Here is a 24239-nt window from a genome sequence, read left to right as displayed (position 1 = left end):
GTGCCTAGCGGATGTTCGGGTCGAAGGTGAAGATCACCAGCGTGCCCAGCAGGATGGTGAACACCGTGGCGGTGTACAGCAGGCCCTTCAGCCACAGGCGCGTGTTCGGGCGCTCCGCGTAGTCGTTGATGACCGTGCGCAGGCCGTTCGCGCCGTGCAGCATCGCGAGCCACAGCATCAGCAGGTCCCAGACCTGCCAGAACGGCGAGGCCCAGCGGCCCGCGACGAACGCGAAGCCGATCTTGCTCACGCCGCCGTCGAGGACCAGCTGGATCAGCAGGTGCGTGATGACGAGGACGACGAGGACGACGCCGGACAGGCGCATGAACAGCCACGCGGCCATCTCGAAGTTGCCGCGCGTGGCGCGCGGGGTCTTCGAGGTGCGCTTGCGGGGGGCCTCGATGAGGGGGGCCGGGTGGTCGACGTCGTACAGCGCGACGTCTTCGACGGGGCCGACGCCGGAGCCGCCGGACTTCGTCACGGTCGTGTCAGTGGACATGTCTGGCCTCAGCTCCCGAATACTTCACGGACGGCGTGGCCGAGGACCGGGTAGAGCGCGCCGACCATCAGCACGACCCAGATGCCCACGACGGTCCAGAGCATCTGCTTCTGGTAGCGGGGGCCCTTCGACCAGAAGTCGACGGCGATGACACGCAGACCGTTCAGCGCGTGGAAGAGGATCGCGGCGACGAGGCCGTACTCCAGGAGCGCGACGAGAGGTGTCTTGTAGGTGGCCACGACTTCGTCGTACGCCTCAGGGGAGACGCGGACGAGAGCGGTGTCGAGGACATGCACGAACAGGAAGAAGAAGATGAGGACACCGGTGACTCGATGAGCCACCCATGACCACATGCCTTCCCGGCCGCGGTACAGCGTTCCAGCCGGCACGGAAGAACCCTCCGGGAGCGGGGATTGGGGCCGGCCGGCTTCTCGGTCGGACGAGCCCGGCCGGGTACGGTCCACCGGCCGCTCGACATCGTATCGACGAGTTGTCGGCTTCCCCGCCCGGGGTCCGCTGGTGTGATCAAACAGGCAATCAAACTGGTACGTACGGGCTATCGCGGTGGGGTTCGCCCCGCTGGGCCGGGGGTGCGGCGGGGCTGTTCGCGGCGGTCGGCGCGGCCTGGGCGTGGACCAGGCGGGTGAGGCGGCCGCGGGCCAGGCGCCGCAGTTCCTCGGCGGCCACGGCGCGCTCCTCCTCCGGGTCGTTGCCGAGGCGGTCGCGGATGGAGGCGAGCAGGTGGTCGAGGGCCTCGCTGGGGGCGACGGCGTCGAGGCAGACCACGAAGGCGTGGCCGAAGCGGCTCTCGTACGCGGCGGTGGCGGCGCGCAGGGCGGTGGCCGCGGCCTCGTAGCCGTGGCCGGGCGGGAGCGAGGGCTCCAGGGGTTCGGCGGCCAGGGCCTCGGCGAGGTCGTCGGGCGCGAGGTCGTAGGCCGCCTCGTCGGCGGCGGCGAGCAGCGCGTCCAGGTCGGGGTAGGGCCGGTGGGCGGCGACGCGGCGGGCCCAGTGACGGCTTCCGCAGCAGGTCAGCAGGGTGCGCTCGGCGTCCTTCGGCTGTGCGGCGTTCAGGGCGTCCGGTATGGCGCGGTGCGGCGGCAGGGGAGCTCCTCGGCACAGAGCAGCGGGTGTCGGGTGGTCCCGGCGCGGGGCGGGATCCCGGCGCGAGGTCTGGGGCAACGCTAGCGGGGAGGGGAGAGAGGTGTCCGTGAGGCACCCGGATTTCATCCGAATGGGAGAGTTTGGGGTTGACCGGTGGACGCGTGGGCCCCCGTGGGGTGGACGAGCGGGCGGCGCCGGGGCGGGCTTAGCGTGGGGGCATGGAGGCTCTGACTTCTGGTGCGGCGGGTCCGGCGGTGGGTTGTGGCGCGGCGGGGCTGACGGCTTCCGGGGCGGCGGGTGTGTCGGCCGTCGCCAGTTCCGTGGCGGCGGGCCCGGACGTGGTTCCTGATCCGGTGGGTGTGTCGACGGGGGACGAGTCGTGATCCGGGGGCGGCTCGCCGTCGGGACGGGGATCGTCGCGGCGGGGGCGGTGGCTCTCGCGGTCGGGTTCTGGCCCGACGGGTCCGGCGGCAGTAGCGGTGGCTCCGGTGACGGGGGCCGCACGTCGGGGACGGCGACGGCGACGGCCTCGGAGCCCGCCCCGCGCTCGCCCGCGCCCACGAAGTCGTACGCCCTCTCCGAGGCGCCCGCCACCGTCCCCGCCGTCCGCGAGCACACCCCCGCCCGCGGCCCCGGCTGGCGGCCGGGTGACGGCGGCCGGGTCGTCGTCGGGGACCGGGCCCTCGCGGACGAGGCGCGCCTCATCGCCGGGGAGCTGCGGCTGCGGTACGCGGGCGAGGCGAAGCCGCGCGCGGGCGACGTGCGCCTCGACCTCTCCGAGGAGCAGGGGCGGGACGGCGGTGGCGCCGAGTCGTACACCCTCACCGTCAAGGACCGCACCGTGCGCATAGCCGCGCCCGCCGCGGCCGGGGTCTTCTACGGCACCCGCACCCTCAAGCAGGAGGTCGCGGGCGGCCGCACCGCGCCGGAGGGCGTCGTGCGGGACCGGCCCGCCAAGCCGCGCCGGGGCTTCATGGTCGACATCGCCCGCAAGCACTTCTCCGCCGAGTGGATCGAGGACCGGATCCGGGAGCTCGGCGACCTCAAGTACAACGAGCTGGGCCTGCACTTCTCCGACGACCAGGCCTTCCGCATCGCCTCCGACTCGCACCCCGAGGTCGTCTCCGCCGACCACCTCAGCAAGGCGCAGGTCCGCCGCATCGTCGACCTCGCCGCCGAGCGGCACATCACCGTCGTACCGGAGATCGACTCGCCGGGACACCTCGGCGCGGTCATCGCCGCCCACCCCGACCTGCAACTGCGCGACAGCCGCGGCGTGGCCACGCGGGGCGCCGTCGACATAGCGAAGCCCAAGGCCGCCGAGATCGTCGACGACCTGCTTCGCGAGTACGACGAGCTGTTCCCCGGCGCCCGCTGGCACCTCGGCGCCGACGAGTACCAGGCGCTGACCCGCAGCGACCCCGAGGCGTCCTACCCGCGGCTCGCCGCCGCCGCGCGCGACCGGCTCGGCCCGGACGCCCGCGTCCAGGACCTGGCGACGGCGTGGCTGAACGACCGGGCGAAGGCGGTCGGCCCTGGCCGCGCGGTGCGGGCCTGGAACGACGGGTTCTTCCGCGGCGGCGTCACCAAGGCCGACGACCGGGTCGAGGTCGCGTACTGGACCGGCAAGGAGATCGGCGCCCGCGAGCCCGTCGAGTACCTGCGCGAGGGCCGCGACGTCCTCAACTACAACGACGAGTACCTCTACTACGTCCTCGGTGAGCCCAACGACTTCCAGTACCCCACCGGGCAGCGCATCTACGAACAGTGGACCCCCCTCGTCGTGCGCGGCACCCGGCCCGTCCCCGCGTCCTACGACCGGCAGATCCTCGGCGGCACCTTCGCCGTCTGGTGCGACCTCGCCGGAGCGCAGACGCAGGAGCAGGTGGCGCGCGGGGTCCGGATGCCGCTGCGGGCGACGGCGCAGAAGCTGTGGGACGAGCGGGGGCCGACGCGGCCGTGGGCCGCGTTCGTGCGGCTCGCGGGAGACGTAGAGAGGACTGCGAAGCCCGCGAGGCCTGCGGGGGCCGCGAAGCCCGCGCGCTGAGTCGTGCCCTGAGCCCGTGCGCTGTGCCCCTGCCCCGAGCCCGCGCTTTTGCTCGTGAATGTCCGCCAAGTCCCTGATGATCCCCGGGTGGACACCCCTGTCGTTGACGCGTACATTGCGCCGGTCGTGCCGCGCCGACGCCTGGGGAGGGGTGTGGGCGGCGGCCTCGCGCCGTCGCGCGCACGCGACGCGCTCATTCCGTCTCGACCCGTGGGGGACCGCTCCGTCATGTCGTACACACCACCGCTCATGCCCTCGGCACCGCCGCCCCCGTCCGCCCCCGGGCCCGGTGCCTGGCTGAAGTCGCCCGTGGGCCTCGCGAACGCCACGGTCGCGGTGCTCGGGGCGGGCATCGCCGCCGACCTCTTCTCGCTGTGGGCGGGCGGCGGGGTCTTCGGCGTCGTGAGCGATGTGATCGACGGGGACTACGGCGCCGTCACCGAGGACCGCCTCGACCGGGCCGACACGCTCTACGGCGTCTCCGGGATCCTCCAGGGCGCGGCCATGCTCGGTGCCGTCGTCCTCTTCCTGTGCTGGTTCCACCGGGTGCGCGCGAACGCCGACGTGTTCGCGCCCGACGGGCACAGGAAGACCCGGGGCTGGGCGATCGGCGGCTGGTTCGTGCCGATCGCGAACCTGTGGATCCCGCGCCGGATCGCCGTCGACATCTGGGACGCGAGCTCCGGCAGCCGCTGGCTGCCGGGCGCTGGCCAGGAGGCCAGGCGGCGCACGCTCCTCAACGCCTGGTGGACGCTGTGGCTCACGACCGGCATCTTCGGGCAGATCGCCTCACGCCAGTACCGGGCCGCCGAAGAGCCCGAGAAGGTCAAGCAGGCCGTCGTCTCCCTGATGGCCTCCGACCTCATCAACATCGCCGCCGCGATCGTTGCGATGCTCTTCGTACGCCGTCTCACCGCGATGCAGGACGCGCTGGCGCGCTCGGGATGGGGACCCCGGGACTGATCGGGGCCCGGGGCCCGGGGCCAGGGACTGCCCGATGGGGCGGCGCCGTGCCCCGGCGTGTGGATCGTCCGTGGCCGAACGCGTGGATCATCCGCGCGTGCTGTGCGTGATCCGTGCTTTCGGTGGCGCACGCACGCGCCCTGTGGTGTATTCGGCCAGAAGCCGGAAACAGCGGTTCGAGCACAACGGGGGCACGGAGATGGGCTACTGGGGGTACTACGTCGTGGGCAGGAGCGCGCGGCCGCTCGGGGAGTTCGCCGCGGTGGCGGGCGTACGCGACCGGCTCACGCTCCTCGAGGAGCGGCCCGACGGCTGGCAGGTCTGGGAGTGCCCGGGCGACGGTTCGGTGGACGTCGGCAACATGAACGCGCTCGCCCGGGAGACGGAGGCGCCCGCGCTCTTCGGGTACGTCCTGGACAGCGACTGCGTGGTCGTCGAGGCGGCGGCGCCGGAGAGCGGCGCGTGGACGACGTGTCTGGCCCGCGAGGCGATGGCCTCCTACCTCGGCGAGGACGAACTGACCGTCGAGGACTACTTCCTGGAGCCGCGCGACGCCGCCGAGCGCGCCGTCGCCTGGGCCGCCGAGTCGGGCCGCACCGCCCGGCCCGCCGCGCTCCTCGACGTCCTCACCGCGGACCCCGAACCGTCCGCGGAAGAACTGTTCTTCCGGTTTCTCGACCGGCTCGGGGTGTTCCCGCAGTAGCCTGTCGCGCGCAGCGTCGAATTCCGGCCGCTGTGACGTTACTGAGCCTCCGTACGCAGTAAGGGCAAGTGGGGCATGCGGAGGTGCCCAGTCCGCGACAGGAGACGGCGTACGTCATGAGTACGAGCCCTTTGCCCAGTTCCGACCCGCAGGCGCGGGAGGACGACGCATGGCCGGATAGCGCGCTCCGCGCCGCCGGACCGTCGGATACCGGCCAGCCGAACCTGGTCGACCTCATCGCCCTGGCCGACGAGACCGCCCTGGCCGCCAGCGGCCTCGGCTGCCTCGACCGCTGCCTGCCCCTGCTCGGCGACGACGACCAGGTCCTGCGCCCCCTGTGGGTGAGCATCGCCGACGGCACGGCGTGGGAAGGGGCGTTGGGGGAGGTGCGGGGGGCGCTTGGGGCTGATGGGTCCGGTGGGGCTGCCGATGCCGGTGAGACTGCCGGTTCTGGTGGGTCCGGTGGGTCCCGTGGGTCCGGCGCGGACTCCGACGCCACCGCCCTCGCCCGGCGCATGCTCGACGCCGTCCCCGCCGCCCGCTCGGCCGACTCCCTGCGGACCTGGGCCGACGGCTGCTCGGCCGCCGCCCTGCAGATCCACCGGCTCCTGGACGCGGGGAGCGACGGCGTGTCACCGCTCGTCGCCGCCGAACTCCGGCGCCAGGTACGCGTCCTCGAACTGCTCGGCGGCCGCGCGGGCACCGGCGGCGGGCTGCGCCAGGTGCTCGACGTGTCGACCGAGGGGCGGCGGGTCCTTCGGGCGGTGGTGTCGCGGTCGCGGAGGTCGGGGGCGGGGGCGGACTAGGGCCTGCCGCCACGTACCGGTTGCGCGTGCGGATCAGCCGCCGACACCGCGCACGGGGTCACCGGGCCTACGACGCGCTGGAGCGGGCGGCGCCCCGGCCCCGGCCTTCCGGGGCCGCGTCGGCACCGCCCGCTCCGTGATCGCTCAGCCGCCGGAGGGCCGGGGCGTCAGGGCGTCAGGGCGTCAGGGACTCGCCCAGGTGCGCCCGCGCAGGCGCGGCGAGCTGTGTCCGCCCGTAGTAGACCCCGCTCCTGAGCACGGGCGCCCCCGAGGCGTCGGTGTCCAACTGCAGGACCGTACCGGTGCCTTCGTCCTCGCCGTCCGCGCCGATCGCGAGGTCCGCGCGGCCGTCGCCGTCGAAGTCGGCCAGCGAGACGGCCGAGCCGAGCCGGTCGCCGGACTCGGTGGAGCCGGGCACGTCGGGCTCGTCCTGGCTGACGGCGAGCGCGCCCGTGCCGGTCAGGCCGGAGGCGGTGCCCTTGAAGAGCAGTGACGTTCCGGCGTCCGTACGGGGCTTGTCCGCGCGCGTGATGTCCTCGCCGGGGGCGCCCGCGAGCACGTCCGCGTGCCCGTCCTTGTCGACGTCGCCCACCGCCACCGACCAGCCGAGCGCGTCGCCCGCCTCGGCCGCGCCGACCACGCCGGGGCTCGCCTGGTGGACCGTGGTCGCCCCGGCCGAGGACAGGCCCGACGACGTCCCCGGCACCACCGTCACCTGGCCGCCCGCGTGCGCGCCGGACTCCGAGGTGTACGGCTGGCCGATGACCAGGTCGTCGCGGCCGTCACCGGTCACGTCGCCCGCCGCGACCGAGCGGCCGCCCTTGGCCGTCAGCGTGCTCACGCGGCTCAGGCCGGAGCGGGTGCCCTTGAACCAGACGACCTTCCCCTTCCCGGCCGCGTCGCGGTAGGTGAGCGCCACGTCGGCGTACTTGTCGCCGTTGAAGTCGCCGGAAGCGGCGTCCGCGTACGCGATGGCCCGGTCGCCGGACGTGACGGTGCCCGCCGTCTCGCGGCCCGCCGCGAACCGCGCCGACCAGCTGCCGCCCGTGCCCGTGGCCGCGGCGAACACGTCCGCCTTGCCGTCGGCGTCGAAGTCGCCGACGGCGACCGCCGAGCCGAACCGGGCGCCGCCGTAGGCGAAGTCCTCGGACAGCTGCATGTCCGTGCCGGACGTGAACTTCGGGCCGAACAGCATCGTCACGGCGCCGCGGTCCTTGTGGCCCGACGTGTCGTCCTCGCCCGGCGCACCGATCACGAGGTCCGCGTTGCCGTCGCCGTCGATGTCACCCCAGGCCGTGGCCGCGCCCCACTCGTCGCCGGACTCGCTCACGCCCGGCACGCCCGTGCTGGACTGCGTGAGCGTCTTCTTCTTCCCCGCCGCCGGACCGCCCGTGCCGCCCGGCACGACGGTCACCGACCCCTTCGCACCGGACGCGCGCGGCGTGGCCACGACGAGGTCCGCGGTGCCGTCGCGGTCGAAGTCGGCCGTGGGCGCGGCGGGCGTCGCGTCGGCCGCGTACGCCGCCGCTCCCGTGCCCGCCATGACTCCGGTGCCGCCGAGCACGACCGCCCCGACGGCCAGCCACGCCCCGCGGTGCGCCTTTCGCAGGCTCAAATGCCCCAACCCCTCTGGTGAGCTCCTGGTGAATCAGCGAGTTCATACGACTGCCCGGAGAACGGAAGGGTTGTACAGGGCGGGGCGAAATGTCGCGTGACCTTTCCCTCATCGCGCTGGTGTGACAACCGGGCGGACGGCCACGCAGGGTTCATGGGACGAGTTGCATGAGAAAAGCGTGAGAAGGCGTACGCGAACACGCGAGCGCCGGTGCGGGTTCGGGAACGGGAAGGTCGGCGGGGCGGGTGGGCACTGTGGGGCTGAGGGCGGGGCACGGGACGCGGGGCGGCGGGCGCCGGAGCCGGTCCCGGGGTGTGGCCGCCGTGCTCGTGGCCGCCGCGACGGCGGCCACGCTGACGGCCTGCGGCACCGACGACAAGCCGGTGCGGCTGAACGGGACCTTTAAGCAGCAGCTGCCGCCGGACCAGGCGCGCGGCACGGAGCTCGCGACGGAGGGCATGCGGCTGCTCAAGTCGGCACGGTCGCTGCGCCTGAACGCCGCGATCACCAAGGGCTCGGCGACCGCGGGCACGGCCCAGCGCATCGAGGTCTCGCTGCGCCTGGACCGGCACGACAACTGCACGGGCACGTTCGACGGCGGCCAGGGGCAGCGCGGCGAGCTGCTCGTGGTCAAGGGCGGCGCCACGCACATACGGTTCAGCGAGTCCTCCCTCGACGGCCTGCTCGCCGAGGCCGAGGCGGAGGACCCGGGCGTCGCCGCGGGCATCAGGCAGCGGGTCGCGCTGGTCCGCGGCAAGTACCTGCGGATGCCGAAGGACAACGCCGCCTTCGGCAAGGGAATGTGCGACCTGGGCGGTCTGTCGCGGGCGATGGACGGGCTCGGCGAGAACCTGAACGGAACCGTCCGGGCCGAGGAGCCGACGTTCCGCCACGGCCGGCACGTCATCCCGGTCGTCGACGTGGAGCGCGGCGACGCGAACGCCCTGTACGTCGCGGCCGAGGGCCGCCACCGCATCACGGCCTACGAATCCGAGAAGAACGGCGAGCGCCGGGTCCTGAGGCTGTCCGACTACAACGAGCCGTTCGAGGTGGCGACGCCGCCCGCGGCCGAGGTCGTCGACGCGAGCGAGTTCGGGGGCCCCGCGGGGGCCGACCTCTTCGAGGTCTGAGCCGCGCTGTCGGCGAGTGAGCGGCCGGGGCCGCCACCCCCCACAGGAGAGGCCCCGGCCGTCACACGCCACGAACCGCGTGGCGGTCCGTACTCCCTTCTGCGTCCCGGGTGCGTTTTCTGTCACACCGCGATGCGTCACCCGCTAGTTGCATGTTGTACAAACATGGACGCGCACCGGTTTCACGCCGTAGCGTGCAGGTTCGCGCCGCGTTGCGACCCATCGACGCGACCGCCGACCGGACCCACCGCGAGCGGTGCAGCGGCGCACGACCGCGAGAAGACAGACCCGTGAGAGCGGCGCCTGACCAGGCGCAGAGGGGCACGCAGTGCAGGGGGAGGACGACGCCGAGCTGACCGCCGCCGTGCTTGCGGCACAGAACGGGGACGAGACCGCGTTCCGTACTGTGTACCGCTCCGTGCACCCGCGGCTGCTCGGCTACGTACGTACGCTCGTCGGCGACCTCGACGCGGAGGACGTCGCGTCCGAGGCGTGGCTCCAGATCGCCCGCGACCTCGACCGGTTCAGCGGCGACGCGGACCGCTTCCGCGGCTGGGCCGCGCGCATCGCCCGCAACCGCGCCCTCGACCACATCCGGATGCGCGGCCGCCGCCCCGCCATCGGCGGCGACGAGACGGAGCTGACCGGCAAGCCCGGCGAGGCCGACACCGCGGGGGAGGCCATCGAGTCCCTCTCCACCGGCGCCGCGCTCGCCCTCATAGCCCAGCTCCCGCAGGACCAGGCGGAGGCCGTCGTGCTGCGGGTCGTGGTCGGCCTCGACGCCAAGAGCGCCGCCGAGACGCTGGGCAAACGGCCCGGCGCGGTCCGCACCGCCGCCCACCGCGGCCTCAAGCGCCTCGCCGAGCTGATGGGCGCCGACGACCCCGCCCAGGGGCGCGGACTCGGCGCCGTACCCCCGCAGCCTGACCCGCACGGACGTGCGGTGCCACCGTCCCCGTGTGTGACGCATTCGCGTACGCGGACGCAGAAGGACATGTGATGGCCGACGAGCAGTACCAGTGGCTGGACCGCGATGCGGCGGAGCGATTGCTCCGCGGCGAGCGGCTCGACGGCATCGGCGATCACGAGCGCGAACAGGCGGAACGCCTCACCGAGGCCTTGATCGCCCTCCGCGCGCCCACCCCGCCGACCCCCGCCGAAGCCGCTCCCGCGTCCACCCCCGCCGTGCAGGCCGAACTGCCGGGTGAGGCAGGGGCGCTGGCGGCGTTCCGGGCTGCTCGGGGGGCTGGTGGGGTTGCTGGGGCGGGTGCACCCAGTGGGCCCGGTACGTCCGGCGCGCCCGGCGGTGCCCCGACCAACATCAGCCCCGTGGCCCCGGCCGACCCCGGCACGTTCGGCGAGACCCGCGCCCCCGGCGCACCCACCGCCCTGGCCACTCCCCCCGGCCGGACCGGCCGTACCGACCCGGCCGACCAGGCCGTCCGCATCGGCCGCACCGCCCCCCGCCCCACCCGCTGGGCGCGGCCCGTCCGCCTCGGCGTCGCCGCCGCGCTCGCCGCCTGCATGGCCGGCGGAGTCGCCGTCGCGGCCGGGACCGGGGTGATCCCCTCGCCGTTCACACGGAGCGAGCAGGGGCCCGCGACCAGCGCGTCCCCGGTGCAGACGCCGGAGCAGCCGCTCAGCACACCCTCCGACGACGCCGTCGACCCGCCCGACGAGGTACCCGACGACGTCAGCTCCGCCCCCGAGGACGACCCGTCCCGGCGCCCCGAGACCAGCACGCCGCCCGAGGACACCAAGTCCCCCGGCCAGACCGCGGGCACCGACGGCGACAAGGACGAAGCCGAGAAGCCGGACAAGGGCCCCGGCCCCGGCGCGGGCGAGGGCGAGCAGCGCGGCGACGCCAGGAAGTGGCGCAAGCGCGTGATCTCCGCCTGCCGCGACTACCGCAGCGGCGCGCTCCAGGGCGACAAGCGCCGCCGCCTGGAAGAGGCAGCGCGCGGCGCCGAACGCGTCCAGCGGTTCTGCGAGCGCGTCCTCAACGGCAACAAGGGCGGCGGCAAGGGCGACGACGGCCAAGGCGGCGGCCAGGGCGACGGAGACGGCGACGGGCACAACGGAGGCGGCGACCACGGCCCCGGCGACGGCCACAGCGGCGGCGGCTCCGGCGGCCACGCCCCGCCCGTCATGCTGCCCGCCCCGCTGCCGCGCCCCTCGGCCTCGTACAGCGCCCTGCCGGTCCGCTGACCGCACTCCGTGCACCCGCCACGAAAGTGTGATCCAGGCCGCACCCCCAGGGTGTGACGTTTTCCGAATCGACGGCGCAGTAAGTAGTGAGCCGACTGGTCATCGGCTGCGCACGAGCCGGGGTTCCCCCCGTACCTACGGCTCAGTGCCACTGGCGCGGGCGGGATACGTTCCCCCGATCCCGCCCGCGCTGTTCTTTGCGCCTAAGCCGGCGCCGCTCTCGCGGGCATCTTCTTGCGCCTAAGCCGGCGCCGCTCTCGCGGACCAAATTGATCGCCGTTGGGGTTGCTCAATGGGTGGTTGCGGTTGTTCTGGGGGCAAGATCTCGGGCACCCTTGCAGGTCACTTGTAGATGACCACCCTGTCGCCCGTCCTGACCTGCTTGAAGAGCTTTGCTATGCCCTTCTTGTCGCGTACGTTCACGCAGCCGTGGGACGCGCCGTTGTAGCCCCTGGCTGCGAAGTCGGACGAGTAGTGCACGGCCTGGCCGCCGCTGAAGAACATGGCGTACGGCATGGGGGTGTCGTACAGCGTCGAGACGTGGTCGCGGTTCTTCCAGAACACCTGGAACTCGCCCTCGCGCGTCGGCGTGTACTCCGAGCCGAAGCGGACGTCGACCGTCGTCACGGCCTTGCCGTCGACCATCCAGGTCAGCGTGCGGCTCTCCTTGCTGATGCACATGACCCGGCCGGTCAGACAGCGCCGGTCCGGCTTGGCGGGGGGCATGCCGCCGTCGGGGTACAGCTCGGCCTTCGTCGGCTCGCGCGTCATGGCGAGCAGCCGGTCCCAGGTACGGGTGTCGGTCGCGCCGGTCCGCAGCAGGCCGCGCTTGCCCTGGAAGCCCTCGACGGCGGTCGCCGTGACCGGGCCGTACGTCCCCGTCGGGTTCTGCCCGAACCAGCCGATCTGCCGCAGCCGTGCCTGGAGTTCACGCACCTTCCTGCCGTCCTGGCCGCGCGCCAGGACGACGGGGCCCGGCTCCGGCGGGGCCGGTGGCGGCGGCGTGCTGGTGCGCGGCCGGGGCGGCGGCGTGGACGGTGTCGACGGCACGTCCGGGGTCCTCGACTGCGGCAACTCCGCGCGGGACACAGGGGACTTCATCTTCTTCAGGGGTGATTCGCTCGGCGTGGGCGAGGAGTTGGCCGAAGACGGGCGGGTGGCTGGCGACTTCTTGTCCTTGCTCGTCGTCTCCACCGCCTGCGCCGTGCACCCGCACGCCAGGGCCAGCGCGACGACGGCCCCCGCCGCCGCGCGTCCCCTGGCTGTCGCGTCCCTGCTCATCGCATCCCCCACACCGCTCCACCGGACAACACACCCCGAAGTGTTTCCCATGAGCGAATGCTTGGGAAGCCTGCGTCAGTGGTGCCAGGCCTGCCCGTCCACGTTGTGGATCATGCGCTGGAGGACCTTCAGGGCGCGTACGTAGTCCGCGTCGTCGATGCCCTCGTGGATCTCCGCGCGGGTCCGTCCCTGCAGCGCCGCGACCCGCTTCTGCAGCTCCGTGCCCGCCTCCGTGATGCGCAGCGGGGCGTTTGCGATGTCCGGGTCCTGGGTGAGCAGCGCCCGGCCGATCAGGGAGTCGATGTCGTGCTCCAGCGGCCCTTCGCCGAACTCCAGGTAGCCGCGCAGGACTTGGACGACCTCTCTGCGGTCGCGGCCGTTCTCGTGGCCGACGACCTGGTTCAGGATCCACCACTGCGGCTGGGTGAGGCCGTTCTCGGCGAGCATCGTGCGGATGTGGTGGACGACGGCCTTGCCCGCCGCCGAACTCCAGTAGCCGATCGGCTGGTTGACCAGCTCGGTGTCGCTGTGGGACGGGGTGAAAGGGATCTTCGCGTTCGCGTTCGTGTTCGTCATGTCCCCGAACTTAGGACCTCAAGTTTAGTTGAGGTCAAATACTTCCTGAGGCCGGGCTCGTCCTGGCCCGTCCAGGCGATGTATCCGTCCGGGCGGATCAGGTGCAGCCCCGTTCCGTACGGGGCGCACTCGGCCATGCGGTGCAAGTGGACCAAGTCGGGCTTCAGGTACGGGAGTTCGGTGTCAGTGGCCACCGCGAGCAGCGTGAAGTGCGGGCCGCGGAAGGCGTCGAAGAGGCGGCCGCCTCGGGTGCCGCCCAGCGGGGCGTCCGGGGCGCGGTCGCCCGCCCGGGGCGCGGTGTCCGAGGTGGTCGTCGACGTGTCCAGGGAGAGGGAGGATTCCCGGTAGCCCAGGCCGAGTTGGCGGGTGGCCGCGCCGCGCCTGCCGGTGCCGTGGTGGATGCGCGTGGACAGGTCGAGCATCCGCGCGGCGTTCGCCCGCCGCTCCTCCTCGTACGTGTCGAGCAGCCCCGCGTCCGCCCCGAGCCGCAGCACCGCACCCAGCTTCCAGCCCAGGTTGTAGGCGTCCTGCACGCTGGTGTTCAGGCCCTGGCCGCCCGCGGGGGAGTGCACGTGCGCCGCGTCGCCCGCGAGGAACACGCGGCCCGCGCGGAAGGCGTCCGCGAGCGCGGCGCGCGGCCGGAAGTCGGAGGCCCAGCGGACCTCGGTGACGTCGGCGGCGGTGAGGTGGGTGCGCGCGGCCACCGCTTCGCGTACGCCGTCGGGGGAGAGGTCGGGCTCGGCGCCGCCCGTGAACCGGGCGACCAGCTGGAAGTCCGGGATCCCCGGCAGCGGGCAGATCGCCGCGAAGTCGCCGCTGCCCGCGGCGCCTTCGGACGGGTGGGCGCCGGCCGGCGGGAACATGTGCCAGTTGTCCCGGTCGAGCGCGCCGTCGGCTATGCGGATGTCGGCGACCAGCATCGGCTGCGGGTCGACGGTCTCTCCGGTCATTCCGATGCCGAGCGCGCGGCGCACGGCGGAGCGGCCGCCGTCCGCAGCGACCGCGTACGCCGCGCGGACCGTGCCGCCGCCCGCCAGGTGTGCCGTGACCCCGTCCGCGTCCTGCGCGATCCCGGTGACCTCCGTGCCGAACGCGACCGACCCGCCCAGCTCCGTCAGGCGCGCGTACAGGATCTCCTGCGTGCGCCACTGCGGCACGAGCACCGGGCCCGTGTACGGCGCCGCGTCCGTCGGCTCCTGCTCGTCGAACATGCGGTACTCGCCCTGCCGCTCGCCGCCCCGCCACACCATGCCGACCGGCGGCGCCCCGCCCGCCGCCAGGATCGCCCCCACCACCCCGAGGTCGTCGAAGACCTCCAGCGTGCGGGGCTGGACGCCCTTGCCGCGCGAACCGGGGAAGAGGCCCGCGGACCGCTCCACGACGAGGGCGCGCACGCCCCGGCGCGCCAGGTCGACGGCGAGGGACAGGCCGGTGGGCCCGGCGCCGACGACGAGGACCTCGGTCGTCGTCACCGCATCCGGGTGGTTTGAGGTGATTGCCTTAACGCTGTTAAGTGTCATGCCCCCGAGAGTGCGCTTAACGGTGTTAAGTTGTCAAGGTGGCTACGACACGACTGGACCGGCGGCGGGTGGCGCGCGTCGCGCTCGACCTCCTGAACGAGACCGGGCTCGACGGCCTGACCCTGCGCGCCATCGCCAAGGAGCTGGACGTCAAGGCACCGGCTCTGTACTGGCACTTCAAGGACAAGCAGGCGCTGCTCGACGAGATGGCGACGGAGATGGTGCGCGGCGCGGCGGCCGACCTCGCGGGCACGCCGGACGCCGACTGGCAGACCTCCGTCACGACGGCGATGCGCGCCCTGCGCCGCATGCTGCTGCACTACCGCGACGGCGCGAAGGTCTACAGCGGCACGTACTTCACGGACACGTCGTACGCGGCCCCCGTGGAGGCCCAGCTGCGCCGCCTCACCGAGGCGGGCTTCACCACGGGCGCGGCGGCCCGCGCCCTGATGACCGCGATGAGCTACACCATCGGGTACGTCATCGAGGAGCAGGCCTCAGGGCCGCGCCCGGGTGCGGCGGGCGCAGAGGGCGCTGCGGGTGCGGCGGGCGCCGACGGCGAAGGGTACGACCTGGTCGCGCGCGCCGAGCGTCTGAAGGACTACCCGCTGGCGGCGGCCGCGGGCGAGGAGATGTTCCGGGGCTACGAGGACGGCTTCGAGGCGGGCCTCGCGGCGGTGGTGGCCGGGGTCGGCGTCACCCTGCTCGGCCCCGGCGCACGGCCCGTGTGACGACCGGCGGGAGCAGGTCGGCGGCGAGGCGGCGGGCGCGGGCGGCGGCGGGGCGGCGGGCGCCGGACGCGGGGGCCGGGGCGGCGGCGCGGGGGCCGGGCTCCTGGGCGCCGGGCCGGGTGGCCGCGTGGGTGCGGTAGTGCCGTGAGGGCGGGAACTCCGGGGCCCGCATGCCCTTCTTGGACTTGACCCGGATGATCCGGTGCCCGGCGGCCTCCTGCACGCTCAGATGGCAGTCGTCCCGCCGCCGCACCATGTCGAGCAGTTCCTCCTGCACGGGCCCCGGCTCGTCCCAGGTGCCGTACAGCTTCTGCGTGCTCAGGCAGATCGGCTTCAGGCCGCGGTTGAGCACCGCCTCCCAGGCCGCGATGGACACGCCCGGCGTGTGCTCGGAGCGGAAGTCGTCCAGGACCACGATGCCCTCGGGCAGCAGCGTGTCCCTGGCCGCGCCGATGTCGCCCTGCACGTGCTCGTACAGGTGCGAGGCGTCGACGTGCACGAACCGGCAGGACTTCGGCGTGACCTCGTCCGGCACCACCGAGCTCGGCCCGCGCAGGACGCGCGGCAAGGCGTCGTGGAACGACAGGTAGTTCCGCTCGAAGGCCTGCTTGGTCAGCGTCGGGTAGGACTTGTCGGACTCCGCCTTGTTGGCGCCGTCCGGTGCCTCGTCCTCGAAGAGGTCACAGACCGTGTAGCCCTCGCCGTCGACCAGATGATGGCCGAGGAAAATCGCACTCTTGCCCATATAGACGCCGATCTCCAGGAGATCGCCCCGAACTCCCCGGCTCTCCTGCCGGGTCAGCAGCCAGTCGAACAGCATTTGATCAAGATTCGGGAACCAGCCGGGAACGTCACTGAGCTCTTGCGGCGGCGTGGATATGTCGTGCGCAGCAGGCATGAGGGAAAACCACTCTCTTGTTGCGGACGCAAGCTTCCCGGGAAACTAGGGGATACCCCGGAAGCGGTCAAGGCGCGTGCCGCAATGCTGCTTTTGGACATCCGCAGAACTTGCGCGGAACGGCCGAGAAGGCCCGGGAAGATGAATTCCCCGTGAACGCGAGCGGATTTTCACCTTACCCGCAGCCGGGGTGCGCGGCACGCCGATGCCCCGCACCCCGGAAACCCCGGCGGAACGCCCCTGCTCAGCCCAGCGCCGCCCGCTTGATCGACCGGGCCCGCCGCGCCACCTTCCGCACCGCCGCGTTGCGCGGGATGAACGCGAGCTGCACCGGGATCCCGCCGGGCAGCGCGAGCGCGGTCAGCCTGCGCTTCTTGAAGTACCGCCAGGTGCGCTCGTTCAGCTGCGCCGCGAGATAGCGCTCCGTGGCCGGGCGCAGGCTCGGGTAGATCTTGGGCTGCATGGCGAAGCCCACCGCACGCACCAGACCGCTCAGCGCTGCCACGTCCGGCTCCTTGCGCCGCCCGGAGACGGCCTCGCGGTCGCCGAGCTCGGGCAGCAGCGCGTCGACCAGCGTGACCGGGATGCGGTTGCTGTTCTCGTACGGCTTCAGGCGCTCCAGGAGCGTCTCCGTGCCGATGCGGGCCACCGGCAGGTCGTAGAACGCGGAGGCGGTGAGCAGCGCCGTGGAGAAGCAGCCGACGACGAGGCCGGGCCGCAGCCGCTGGTAGAGCACCTCGGCGAGCACCGGCGTGTCCAGGACGGTCAGCTCCACGCCGAGCCGCTCGGCCTCCTGCTCCAGCTGCCGCGACCAGCGCGCGGGCGCCGTCGGATGGGGCTTGAACACCACCCGGGTGTGCCCGAGCGCCGCCGCCCCGCGCAGCATCCGCGCGTGCAGGTCCTCTTCCTCGTCGGGGTTAAGGATGTTCAGGGCGGAGAGGTACTGGCCGAGCAGCAGCGCCGGTTCACCGGTCCGCGCGAGCGCGTCCAGGGCGCCCGAATCGGCCTCGCTGTCGGCGAGTTCGCCGAGGACCTTCAGGAAGGTGTCGGTCGGTACGAGCTCGGGCTCGACGCCGAACTCGGTGAGCAGGAGCGGTTTCAGGCCGGGCACCAGGTCGAGGTGGAGCAGCCGTCGCACCCGGGTGCCGACCAGCGGGTCGATCTTGTTGCGGGTGGGGCCGTAGCTCATCAGGCCGTCGGCGTAGACGTCCACGGGCGCGCCCGTGAAGATCTGCGTCAGCGCGAGCGCCGGGTTGACCTGGATGGACTCCACGGCCAGCTCGACGTTGTCGTCGCCGAGGTTCCAGGCGAGCCGCAGATAGCGCTGCCACAGCGGCAGGTCGTCGCCGCGCGGGGACCAACTGCCCGGGTGGAAGGGCGAGATGGCCTCGTTCCACGAGAGCACGTCGTCGAAGCGGCCGCGCAGCCGCTCGAAGCCGGGCATCGTGTCGACGGACGGCGTGGTCTCCGGGGTCGCCGCGTTGTTGGCGATCAGCAGGACGCGCCGGTCGGCCGGGCCGAAGCGGTCGGCGTCCAGGGCGGCGGCCAGGGTGGCGACGCCGTACAGCGTGGACGCGAAGAAGATCTGCGTGGTGCGGCGGCGGGCGTCGGGGCGCGCGGCGGCGAGGGCGGCGGCGTGCGGGTCGGGAACGGCCTGGCCTGCGGGGCTCACGCGGCCACCTCCCCGGCGCCGACGGCGCGGCGGCGCAGTCGGCGCAGCCGGGTCGCGCGCTGCACGTCCATGGAGTCCAGGGCCTCGTCGAGGACGCCCTGCGGCATGCGCTTGAGCGCGGCGGCGCTCAGCGACTTCAGTTTCCGGGCCACGGCCGGCTCGAACCTTTCGATGGATCCCAGGTGGTGGGAGATGATCGCGCAGTACGTGCGCACGGCCTTCGGCAGCAGGACGTCCGCGTCACGGTCCTCGGCCGTCTCCCGCACCACCTGGTCGAACGCCTTGATGAAGTCGAGCTGGCGGACGTCGCCGATCTGCGTGAGCGACGAGGCGACCCCGCGCCGGTAGAAGACGCCGAGCAGCCCCACCGCGGCGAACGACTTCGCCTCCCGGTGCAGCCGCCAGATCCACGGCCGGTCCTCGGCCGTGCGCAGCCCGTGCGTGAAGTGCAGCAGGCCCTGGTCGAGCAGGCGGCGGTGGTACATCCCGGCCCAGGCGAAGGCGTAGTCCACGGACGTGGAGCGGTCGGCGGGCAGGATCACGTCGCGCGGCGACATCACCACGCCGCGCAGGCCGTGCGGCACCCGGTGCACGCTGCGGGCGCGCGCCGTGCACTGCACATGGTCGGTGCGGACGAAGTCGCAGCCCAACTCCTCGATCGCGCCGAGCAGTTGCTCGTAGTATCCGGGCGCGAGCCAGTCGTCGCCGTCGAGGAAGGTGATGTACTCGCCGCGGGCCGCGTCCAGACCCGTGTTGCGGGCCGTGGCCAGGCCCCCGTTCTGTTCATGTCTGAGGTGGACGGCGCCGGGCAGCTCGCGCGCGGCACGCTCGAGCACGTCCGGGGTTTCGTCCGTCGAACAGTCGTCGACGAAAATGAATTCGAAGTCTTCGCGCACGTTCGCGTGCAGGGACTTCAAGGTGTCGGGCGCGTATTGCTGCACGTTGTAGAACGGCACGATGACGGAGAGCTTAACCACGTGCGAGACGTTAGGTGTCGGCCCGGCATTCGTCTTGTCCCGCAGTGGGATGTCAGGTGAACGAAGCGTGGCGGAATGGTTAACCGGGCGTCCCGTCACACGTTTGCCAGCCCCCTTCGCCATTCGTCGGCATGCTGTTAACCGTTTGTTGCACCTGAGTTGGGCCATCAATCGGAATGCCTTCCTAGCGTCCTCGTTGTGCCAGTAAGCAACAAGACGACGCGGGTCGCCGTGCTCGCCGACTCCGACACCCGGTGGAAATGGGGCTCGCTCACCGCGAAGCGCCTCACGGGAGCCGCCGAGGGCGAAGAGGCCGCACCGGACCTCCGCCTCGACGGTTATCTGCTCCGCGGCCGGGCCACCCCCACCCCCCGCCAGCTCGAAGAGGTCGGGGTGCGCGCGGACAGCATGCGCGAGGTCACCGCCATCGAGTTCCTGAACGCGGTGGCGTCCGGCCGGGACGAGGAGGCGCCCGAAGCCCCCGACGTCATCGTCCTCGCCCTCGTCGGCGGCGCCGTCCAGGCCGTCCTGCACGGCCTCGCCCGCGTCTTCGCCGGTGCGGCCCGCCGCCCCGTCGTCGTCACCGGCTACGTCGGCGTCGTCTACGAGAAGCTGGCCGACGGACTCCTCCTGCGGCACGGCGCGGACGTCGTCCTCGCCAACTCCCGCCAGGACGCGGAGCGTTTCCGCGCGGTGTACGAGGGCGTGGGCGCCGACGCGTCGGGCGTCGTGGAGGCCGCGCTGCCGTTCCTCGGCGGCGAGCCGTACGCGCCCCGCGACCCCTACACCGTCGTCTTCGCCGCCCAGCCCTCCGTGCCGGAGAAGCGGGCCGACCGGGCCTACCTGCTGTCCCGCCTCATCCAGCACGCCCGCCGCCACCCCGAGCGCGAGGTCCTGCTCAAGCTGCGCAGCAAGCCCGGCGAGCACACCACGCACATCGAGGAGCTGCCGTACCAGAAGCTGGTCCGCGGCGAGGAGCAGCCCGCCAACTTCCGCCTCGTCTACGGGCACATGGGCGAGGTCCTCGACCGCACCGACCTGCTCGTCACCGTCAGCTCCACCGCCGCCCTCGAAGCGCTGCACCGCCGCATCCCGACGGCCGTCCTCACCGACCTCGGCGTCCGCGAGGCGCTCGGCAACCACGCCTTCATCGGCTCCGGCTGCCTCGCCTCCTGGGACCAGCTCGACGCAGGCCAGAGCCCCGAGCCCGACCCCGACTGGGTCGCGCGCCAGGGCGTCGCCGCCGACGGGGCGTACGAGACGGCGTTCGACGCGGCCCGCGAGCGGGTGGCGAAGCTGACCGCCCGCTCCCGCGACGGCTCGCTCCCGCCGATCCAGCCGTACTACACGCAGGTCACCGCCCCCGGCTACCTCCCCGGCATCCTGGCCCGCCACCACCTCGGCCCCGACGCCACCCCGCTCCCCGGCGCCCCCGCCGCCGACCGCGACCCCGGCCCGGTCCGCCAGGCCGTCCGCAGCGCCGCGCGCGGGGCGTACCGGCACGGCGTGCAGCGGGTGGCGCCGGTGATCCGGCGGATGGGGGAGCTGTGAAGGGGCCGGAGGCCGGCGGGCGACCTGTGAGCGCGGCGGGGACGGCGAGCTCCGAGGGCGCTGGGGTCGTGGCGGACCGGGTCGAGGGCGCCGGGGTCGTGGCGGACCGGGTCGAGGGCGCCGCGATCACACCGCACCCGGCCGAAGCCGCCGAGATCCCGCCCCAGACACCCGCCCGGCCCGGGCCGACCGCCCCCACGCGGTCCACCCCGGAACCCACCCCCTTCCCCCGGCCCGCCGCCCCGACCAGCCCCCCACCAGGCATCCCTGAAGGAGCCTCCATGTCCAAGCCCCACCCAGCGGGCCCGTCCCACCCGGAGGGCGAACCGGTGCGCCGCGTCCTCGCCGTCATCCCCGCGCGGGGCGGCTCCAAGGGCGTGCCCGCCAAGAACCTCGCGCCGGTCGGCGGCGTCCCGCTGGTGGCCCGCGCCATCCGCGCCTGCGTGGCCTCGCCGCTGGTCACCGACGTCGTCGTGTCCACCGACGACACGGTGATCGCCGAGACGGCGCGCGCCGCCGGGGCCGAGGTCGTGCTGCGCCCCGCCGCCATCGCCGGGGACACCGCGACCAGCGAGGCCGCGGTCCTGCACGCCATGGACGGCTACGAGCAGCGGCACGGCGTCACGGTCGACGTGGTCCTGCTCGTGCAGTGCACCAGCCCCTTCATCGTCCGCGAGGACGTCGACGGCGTGGTCGGCGCGATCACCCGGGGCGGCGCCGACACCGCGCACACCGTCGCCCCGTTCCACGGCTTCGTGTGGCGCGACGCCAGTGACGAGCCGCCCGCCATCGAGGGCGAGCGCACCGCGGCCGAGGGCGGGACGACCACCGTCGTCACCGACACCACCACCTCCGGCGGCTACGGCGTCAACCACGACAAGTCCTTCCGCCCCCGCCGCCAGGACCGCCCCCAGGACCTCCTGGAGACCGGCGCGGTCTACGGCATGGCCGCCACCGGCTTCCGTACCCACAAGCACCGCTTCTTCGGGCACACGGAACTCGTCCGCACCGACCCCGCGCGGGTCCTGGAGATCGACGACCCGCACGACCTCGCCCGCGCCCGCGCCCTCGCCCCGCTCTTCGACGCGGACCGCGACGGCGCCCTGCCGACCCGCGACGACATCGACGCGGTCGTACTCGACTTCGACGGCACCCAGACCGACGACAGGGTGCTGATCGACTCCGACGGACGGGAGTTCGTCACCGTGCACCGCGGTGACGGCCTCGGCATCGCCGCCCTGCGCAGGTCGGGCCTGACGATGCTGATCCTGTCCACGGAACAGAACCCGGTCGTCGCCGCCCGCGGACGGAAGCTCAAGATCCCCGTCCTGCACGGCATCGACCGCAAAGACCTCGCACTGAAGCAGTGGTGCGAGGAGCAGGGCATCGCTCCCGAGCGCGTGCTCTACGTCGGCAACGACGTCAATGACCTCCCGTGCTTCGGCCTCGTCGGCTGGCCCGTGGCGGTCGCGAGCGCCCACGACGTCGTACGCGGCGCCGCACGCGCGGTCACCTCCGTCCCCGGCGGTGACGGCGCGATCCGAGAGATCGCCGCCTGGATCCTCGGCCCCTCCCTCAACAGTTAAGGAAAGTCCCCCCATGAGCAACACGTCCTCCAACGACCGCCTGCGCACCTTCGGTTCGAAGACCGCAGGGCCCGGCCACCCCGTCTACATCACGGGTGAGATCGGCATCAACCACAACGGCGACCTGGAGAACGCCTTCGCGCTCATCGACGTGGCCGCCGACGCCGGCTGCGACGCGGTGAAGTTCCAGAAGCGCACCCCGGAGATCTGCACCCCGCGCGACCAGTGGGACATCGAGCGCGACACCCCCTGGGGCCGGATGACGTACATCGACTACCGCCACCGCGTGGAGTTCGGCGAGTCCGAGTACCAGGCCATCAGCGAGCACTGCGCCAAGCGCGGCATCGACTGGTTCGCGTCCCCGTGGGACACCGAGGCCGTCGCCTTCCTGGAGAAGTTCGACGTCCCGGCCCACAAGGTCGCCTCCGCCTCCCTCACGGACGACGAGCTGCTCCGCGCCCTGCGCGCGACGGGCCGCACGGTCATCCTCTCCACGGGCATGTCCACCCCGAAGCAGATCCGCCACGCGGTCGAGGTCCTCGGCTCGGACAACATCCTGCTCTGCCACGCCACGTCGACGTACCCGGCGAAGGCCGAGGAGCTGAACCTCCGCGTCATCAACACCCTCCAGGCCGAGTACCCGAACGTCCCGATCGGCTACTCCGGCCACGAGACGGGCCTGCAGACCACCCTCGCCGCGGTCGCCCTCGGCGCCACCTTCGTCGAGCGCCACATCACCCTGGACCGCGCGATGTGGGGCTCCGACCAGGCCGCCTCTGTCGAGCCGCAGGGCCTGTCCCGCCTCGTCCGCGACATCCGCACCATCGAGGCCTCGCTCGGCGACGGCGTCAAGAAGGTGTACGAGTCCGAGCTCGGCCCGATGAAGAAGCTCCGCCGCGTCGCGGGCGTCGTCGCCGAGTCGGAGTCGGGCGACCGCGAGCCGGTCGCGGTCTGACACCTGCCGGCCCACCGGCGCCCCGGGACCACGGGGCGCCGGTTCCGTCGGCTCCGGCCCCGGGCCCCGGTCCGTCGCGGCCGGGGCCTCCGGCGGCTCCACGGGGGACCGCCGCACCGCTGTACACGGGAGGACTCATGTCAGTACGAAGCGGTCGGCGCACCGCCACCCCGACGACCGACGGCGGCACGCTGGCGTTCGTCGAGTCGCCGGTGCAGTTGCTGAACGTGCTCGAGTGGGCGTACGCGGCGGGGGTGGCCGGAGCACCGGAGGGGGACTGGGACCCCGACGCCGCACCCCACCCGTCGGCCACCGCCGAACCCCGCTCCCTCACCCTCGTGGTCCTCTCGCCCACCGACCCCATGACCCGGGGCCAGCTGCGCCGCATGTGCGAACTGGCGCGCGGCGAGGGCTTCCATGTGCGCTGGGAGGAGGCGCGGGGCGGCACCACGGCGCCCTTCCACACGATTGGCGGCCTGGCCGGACCGCTGCGCAGGGCCCGCCGGATAGTGATCGGCGACCCGTTCTCCCGCTACGTACAACTGCTCCTGTCCATCACGCGCGCCCGCGACCTGGTGGTCGTGGACGACGGCACCGCGACGATGGAGTTCATCTCCCAACTGGCGCGCGGCGAACGCCTGGTGCGCTGGCACCGCAGGGGCGGCCGCCCGGGCGCGCGGGACATGGTGTTCATGCCGGTGTCGTCCAAGGCCCGCCGCCGCCTGACGCCGAGCGGCGACCGCACGGTCGAGGTGTTCTCGTCGATGCCGATCGAGTCGGCGCCGGACGGGGTGATCATCAGGGCCAACGCCTTCGCCTGGACGCGGGCCCGCTTCGGCCCGCCGCGCATCACCAAGGGCTCGGACCTGGTCGGCACGTCCCTGGTGGAGACGGGCGTGGTGGACCTCGACCGCTACATCGAGGCGGTGAAGGCGCTGGCCCGCACCCACGGCGCGGCCCGCTACTTCGCGCACCGCCGCGAGAGCGCGGAGAAACTCCACCGCCTGGCCGTCGACACGGGCCTCCAGATCGTCCGCCCCGACCTCCCCCTCGAACTCATCGCCCGCCGGGGCCCCATCGGCCGCACCATCCTCAGCTTCCCCTCCACCGTCGTCCACACCCTCCCCCTCGCCCTCGCCGGCACCGAGGTCAAGGTCGCCGTCATGGACATCGACCCCTCCTGGCTCACCGACACGGCATCGCCCCGGGCACAGGGGTTCTTGTCAGGGGTGACGGGGACGGCGCGGGATGTGCAGCGGTTGGCTTCGGTGGCCGACGGCTCCGCGGCTGCGGAGGGCTCGGGGGGCCTTGGGCCTGCCGTGGGGTCGCCTTCGACGGTGGGGCAGGCGGCTCCGGCGTAAACGGGGGGCCAGAACAAGGCGTGCGCGGACGATCCGACCACGCCGACCCTCGGCGGCCC

22 protein-coding genes are annotated in these 24239 nt (G+C 73.2%); 12 read left to right on the top strand and 10 right to left on the bottom strand.

Annotated features, from left to right (window positions below; all coding sequences use genetic code 11):
- Positions 1 to 4: 4 nt before the first annotated feature.
- From OO63_RS32965 to OO63_RS32955, 3 genes are all read right to left on the bottom strand, one after another.
- The gene (locus OO63_RS32965; protein ID WP_030363052.1) at positions 5 to 499 is read right to left on the bottom strand and encodes a succinate dehydrogenase hydrophobic membrane anchor subunit; all 495 of its coding nucleotides are present in this window, start codon (positions 497 to 499) and stop codon (positions 5 to 7) included.
- 8 nt (positions 500 to 507) lie between these two features.
- Entirely contained in the window at positions 508 to 888 is a 381-nt protein-coding gene (sdhC, locus tag OO63_RS32960) for a succinate dehydrogenase, cytochrome b556 subunit (RefSeq protein WP_078619514.1), read from the bottom strand.
- A 148-nt stretch (positions 889 to 1036) separates the two neighbouring features.
- Positions 1037 to 1678: a 2-oxo-4-hydroxy-4-carboxy-5-ureidoimidazoline decarboxylase gene (locus OO63_RS32955; RefSeq protein ID WP_051811406.1), complete on the bottom strand. Its 642-nt coding sequence runs from the start codon at positions 1676 to 1678 to the stop codon at positions 1037 to 1039.
- A gap of 301 nt (positions 1679 to 1979) precedes the next feature.
- Between OO63_RS32955 and OO63_RS32950 the strand changes: the two genes are divergently transcribed.
- The 4 genes from OO63_RS32950 (at position 1980) to OO63_RS32935 (ending at position 6119) form a co-directional block, all read left to right on the top strand.
- Positions 1980 to 3647, top strand: a complete 1668-nt coding sequence (locus tag OO63_RS32950; RefSeq protein ID WP_397622225.1) for a beta-N-acetylhexosaminidase — start codon at positions 1980 to 1982, stop codon at positions 3645 to 3647.
- Positions 3648 to 3896: 249 nt separating this feature from the next.
- Positions 3897 to 4610 carry a DUF4328 domain-containing protein gene (locus OO63_RS32945; RefSeq protein WP_248782222.1) on the top strand — a complete coding sequence of 238 codons (714 nt, stop codon included), beginning with the start codon at positions 3897 to 3899 and terminating at the stop codon, positions 4608 to 4610.
- Between the two features lie 199 nt (positions 4611 to 4809).
- The gene (locus OO63_RS32940; protein WP_030363047.1) at positions 4810 to 5313 is read left to right on the top strand and encodes a hypothetical protein; all 504 of its coding nucleotides are present in this window, start codon (positions 4810 to 4812) and stop codon (positions 5311 to 5313) included.
- Between the two features lie 116 nt (positions 5314 to 5429).
- Entirely contained in the window at positions 5430 to 6119 is a 690-nt protein-coding gene (locus OO63_RS32935; protein WP_234311431.1) for a hypothetical protein, read from the top strand.
- 175 nt (positions 6120 to 6294) lie between these two features.
- Here OO63_RS32935 and OO63_RS32930 read toward each other — a convergent pair whose 3' ends face one another.
- Positions 6295 to 7734 (bottom strand): FG-GAP-like repeat-containing protein, encoded by a 1440-nt coding sequence (locus OO63_RS32930; RefSeq protein WP_051811405.1) that lies wholly within the window; start codon positions 7732 to 7734, stop codon positions 6295 to 6297.
- Positions 7735 to 8048: 314 nt separating this feature from the next.
- Here OO63_RS32930 and OO63_RS32925 point away from each other — a divergent pair, with 314 nt between their 5' ends.
- The 3 genes from OO63_RS32925 (at position 8049) to OO63_RS32915 (ending at position 11072) form a co-directional block, all read left to right on the top strand.
- The gene (locus tag OO63_RS32925) at positions 8049 to 8864 is read left to right on the top strand and encodes a hypothetical protein (RefSeq protein ID WP_030363044.1); all 816 of its coding nucleotides are present in this window, start codon (positions 8049 to 8051) and stop codon (positions 8862 to 8864) included.
- A 328-nt stretch (positions 8865 to 9192) separates the two neighbouring features.
- Entirely contained in the window at positions 9193 to 9864 is a 672-nt protein-coding gene (locus OO63_RS32920) for an RNA polymerase sigma factor (RefSeq protein WP_030363043.1), read from the top strand.
- Positions 9864 to 11072: a hypothetical protein gene (locus tag OO63_RS32915; RefSeq protein ID WP_051811404.1), complete on the top strand. Its 1209-nt coding sequence runs from the start codon at positions 9864 to 9866 to the stop codon at positions 11070 to 11072. The genes OO63_RS32920 and OO63_RS32915 overlap by 1 nt, the downstream gene beginning before the upstream one ends.
- 342 nt (positions 11073 to 11414) lie before the next feature.
- Here the strand turns inward: OO63_RS32915 and OO63_RS32910 are convergent, their stop codons facing one another.
- The 3 genes from OO63_RS32910 to OO63_RS32900 all read right to left on the bottom strand — a co-directional run bounded on the left by OO63_RS32910 (position 11415) and on the right by OO63_RS32900 (position 14449).
- Positions 11415 to 12353 carry a L,D-transpeptidase family protein gene (locus OO63_RS32910; RefSeq protein WP_030363041.1) on the bottom strand — a complete coding sequence of 313 codons (939 nt, stop codon included), beginning with the start codon at positions 12351 to 12353 and terminating at the stop codon, positions 11415 to 11417.
- A 75-nt stretch (positions 12354 to 12428) separates the two neighbouring features.
- A complete protein-coding gene (locus tag OO63_RS32905) occupies positions 12429 to 12929 on the bottom strand; it encodes a MarR family winged helix-turn-helix transcriptional regulator (RefSeq protein ID WP_051811403.1) in 501 nt (166 codons plus the stop codon).
- Complete coding sequence (locus OO63_RS32900) at positions 12926 to 14449, bottom strand: FAD-dependent monooxygenase (RefSeq protein WP_051811402.1); 1524 nt, start codon at positions 14447 to 14449, stop codon at positions 12926 to 12928. Before OO63_RS32900 ends, OO63_RS32905 begins: the two co-directional genes overlap by 4 nt.
- Positions 14450 to 14487: 38 nt before the next feature.
- Here OO63_RS32900 and OO63_RS32895 point away from each other — a divergent pair, with 38 nt between their 5' ends.
- Positions 14488 to 15180 carry a TetR/AcrR family transcriptional regulator C-terminal domain-containing protein gene (locus tag OO63_RS32895; protein ID WP_030363038.1) on the top strand — a complete coding sequence of 231 codons (693 nt, stop codon included), beginning with the start codon at positions 14488 to 14490 and terminating at the stop codon, positions 15178 to 15180.
- Here OO63_RS32895 and OO63_RS32890 read toward each other — a convergent pair.
- The 3 genes from OO63_RS32890 to OO63_RS32880 form a co-directional block, all read right to left on the bottom strand.
- Positions 15146 to 16078, bottom strand: a complete 933-nt coding sequence (locus tag OO63_RS32890; protein WP_030363037.1) for a class I SAM-dependent methyltransferase — start codon at positions 16076 to 16078, stop codon at positions 15146 to 15148. The two genes, OO63_RS32895 and OO63_RS32890, sit on opposite strands and share 35 nt — an antisense overlap.
- Before the next feature lie 244 nt (positions 16079 to 16322).
- Positions 16323 to 17663 carry a polysialyltransferase family glycosyltransferase gene (locus tag OO63_RS32885; protein WP_030363036.1) on the bottom strand — a complete coding sequence of 447 codons (1341 nt, stop codon included), beginning with the start codon at positions 17661 to 17663 and terminating at the stop codon, positions 16323 to 16325.
- A gap of 83 nt (positions 17664 to 17746) precedes the next feature.
- Positions 17747 to 18727, bottom strand: coding sequence for a glycosyltransferase family 2 protein (locus OO63_RS32880; protein WP_030363035.1), 981 nt, complete (start codon positions 18725 to 18727; stop codon positions 17747 to 17749).
- 198 nt (positions 18728 to 18925) lie between these two features.
- Here OO63_RS32880 and OO63_RS32875 point away from each other — a divergent pair, with 198 nt between their 5' ends.
- The 4 genes from OO63_RS32875 to OO63_RS32860 all read left to right on the top strand — a co-directional run bounded on the left by OO63_RS32875 (position 18926) and on the right by OO63_RS32860 (position 24180).
- The gene (locus OO63_RS32875) at positions 18926 to 20278 is read left to right on the top strand and encodes a DUF6716 putative glycosyltransferase (protein ID WP_030363034.1); all 1353 of its coding nucleotides are present in this window, start codon (positions 18926 to 18928) and stop codon (positions 20276 to 20278) included.
- Between the two features lie 281 nt (positions 20279 to 20559).
- Entirely contained in the window at positions 20560 to 21864 is a 1305-nt protein-coding gene (locus OO63_RS32870; protein WP_030363492.1) for an N-acylneuraminate cytidylyltransferase, read from the top strand.
- Between the two features lie 13 nt (positions 21865 to 21877).
- Positions 21878 to 22819, top strand: a complete 942-nt coding sequence (locus OO63_RS32865; RefSeq protein WP_030363491.1) for an N-acetylneuraminate synthase family protein — start codon at positions 21878 to 21880, stop codon at positions 22817 to 22819.
- A 137-nt stretch (positions 22820 to 22956) separates the two neighbouring features.
- Complete coding sequence (locus tag OO63_RS32860) at positions 22957 to 24180, top strand: hypothetical protein (protein WP_078619512.1); 1224 nt, start codon at positions 22957 to 22959, stop codon at positions 24178 to 24180.
- Positions 24181 to 24239 lie beyond the last annotated feature (59 nt).

This window comes from Streptomyces alboflavus, from assembly GCF_000716675.1.
In the GTDB taxonomy this organism is placed as follows: domain Bacteria; phylum Actinomycetota; class Actinomycetes; order Streptomycetales; family Streptomycetaceae; genus Streptomyces; species Streptomyces alboflavus.
The sequence above is the reverse complement of the archived record's forward strand: the minus strand, read 5'-3'. Positions and strand labels throughout refer to the sequence as shown.

What these genes read in the sequence shown, in the direction of transcription:
- OO63_RS32965 (WP_030363052.1), bottom strand. Translation starts at nt 499, where the DNA reads ATGTCCACTGACACGACCGTGACGAAGTCCGGCGGCTCCGGCGTCGGC.
- OO63_RS32945 (WP_248782222.1), top strand. Translation starts at nt 3,897, where the DNA reads ATGCCCTCGGCACCGCCGCCCCCGTCCGCCCCCGGGCCCGGTGCCTGG.
- OO63_RS32940 (WP_030363047.1), top strand. Translation starts at nt 4,810, where the DNA reads ATGGGCTACTGGGGGTACTACGTCGTGGGCAGGAGCGCGCGGCCGCTC.
- OO63_RS32935 (WP_234311431.1), top strand. Translation starts at nt 5,430, where the DNA reads ATGAGTACGAGCCCTTTGCCCAGTTCCGACCCGCAGGCGCGGGAGGAC.
- OO63_RS32915 (WP_051811404.1), top strand. Translation starts at nt 9,864, where the DNA reads ATGGCCGACGAGCAGTACCAGTGGCTGGACCGCGATGCGGCGGAGCGA.
- OO63_RS32910 (WP_030363041.1), bottom strand. Translation starts at nt 12,353, where the DNA reads ATGAGCAGGGACGCGACAGCCAGGGGACGCGCGGCGGCGGGGGCCGTC.
- OO63_RS32905 (WP_051811403.1), bottom strand. Translation starts at nt 12,929, where the DNA reads ATGACGAACACGAACGCGAACGCGAAGATCCCTTTCACCCCGTCCCAC.
- OO63_RS32900 (WP_051811402.1), bottom strand. Translation starts at nt 14,449, where the DNA reads ATGACACTTAACAGCGTTAAGGCAATCACCTCAAACCACCCGGATGCG.
- OO63_RS32890 (WP_030363037.1), bottom strand. Translation starts at nt 16,078, where the DNA reads ATGCCTGCTGCGCACGACATATCCACGCCGCCGCAAGAGCTCAGTGAC.
- OO63_RS32870 (WP_030363492.1), top strand. Translation starts at nt 20,560, where the DNA reads ATGTCCAAGCCCCACCCAGCGGGCCCGTCCCACCCGGAGGGCGAACCG.
- OO63_RS32865 (WP_030363491.1), top strand. Translation starts at nt 21,878, where the DNA reads ATGAGCAACACGTCCTCCAACGACCGCCTGCGCACCTTCGGTTCGAAG.
- OO63_RS32860 (WP_078619512.1), top strand. Translation starts at nt 22,957, where the DNA reads ATGTCAGTACGAAGCGGTCGGCGCACCGCCACCCCGACGACCGACGGC.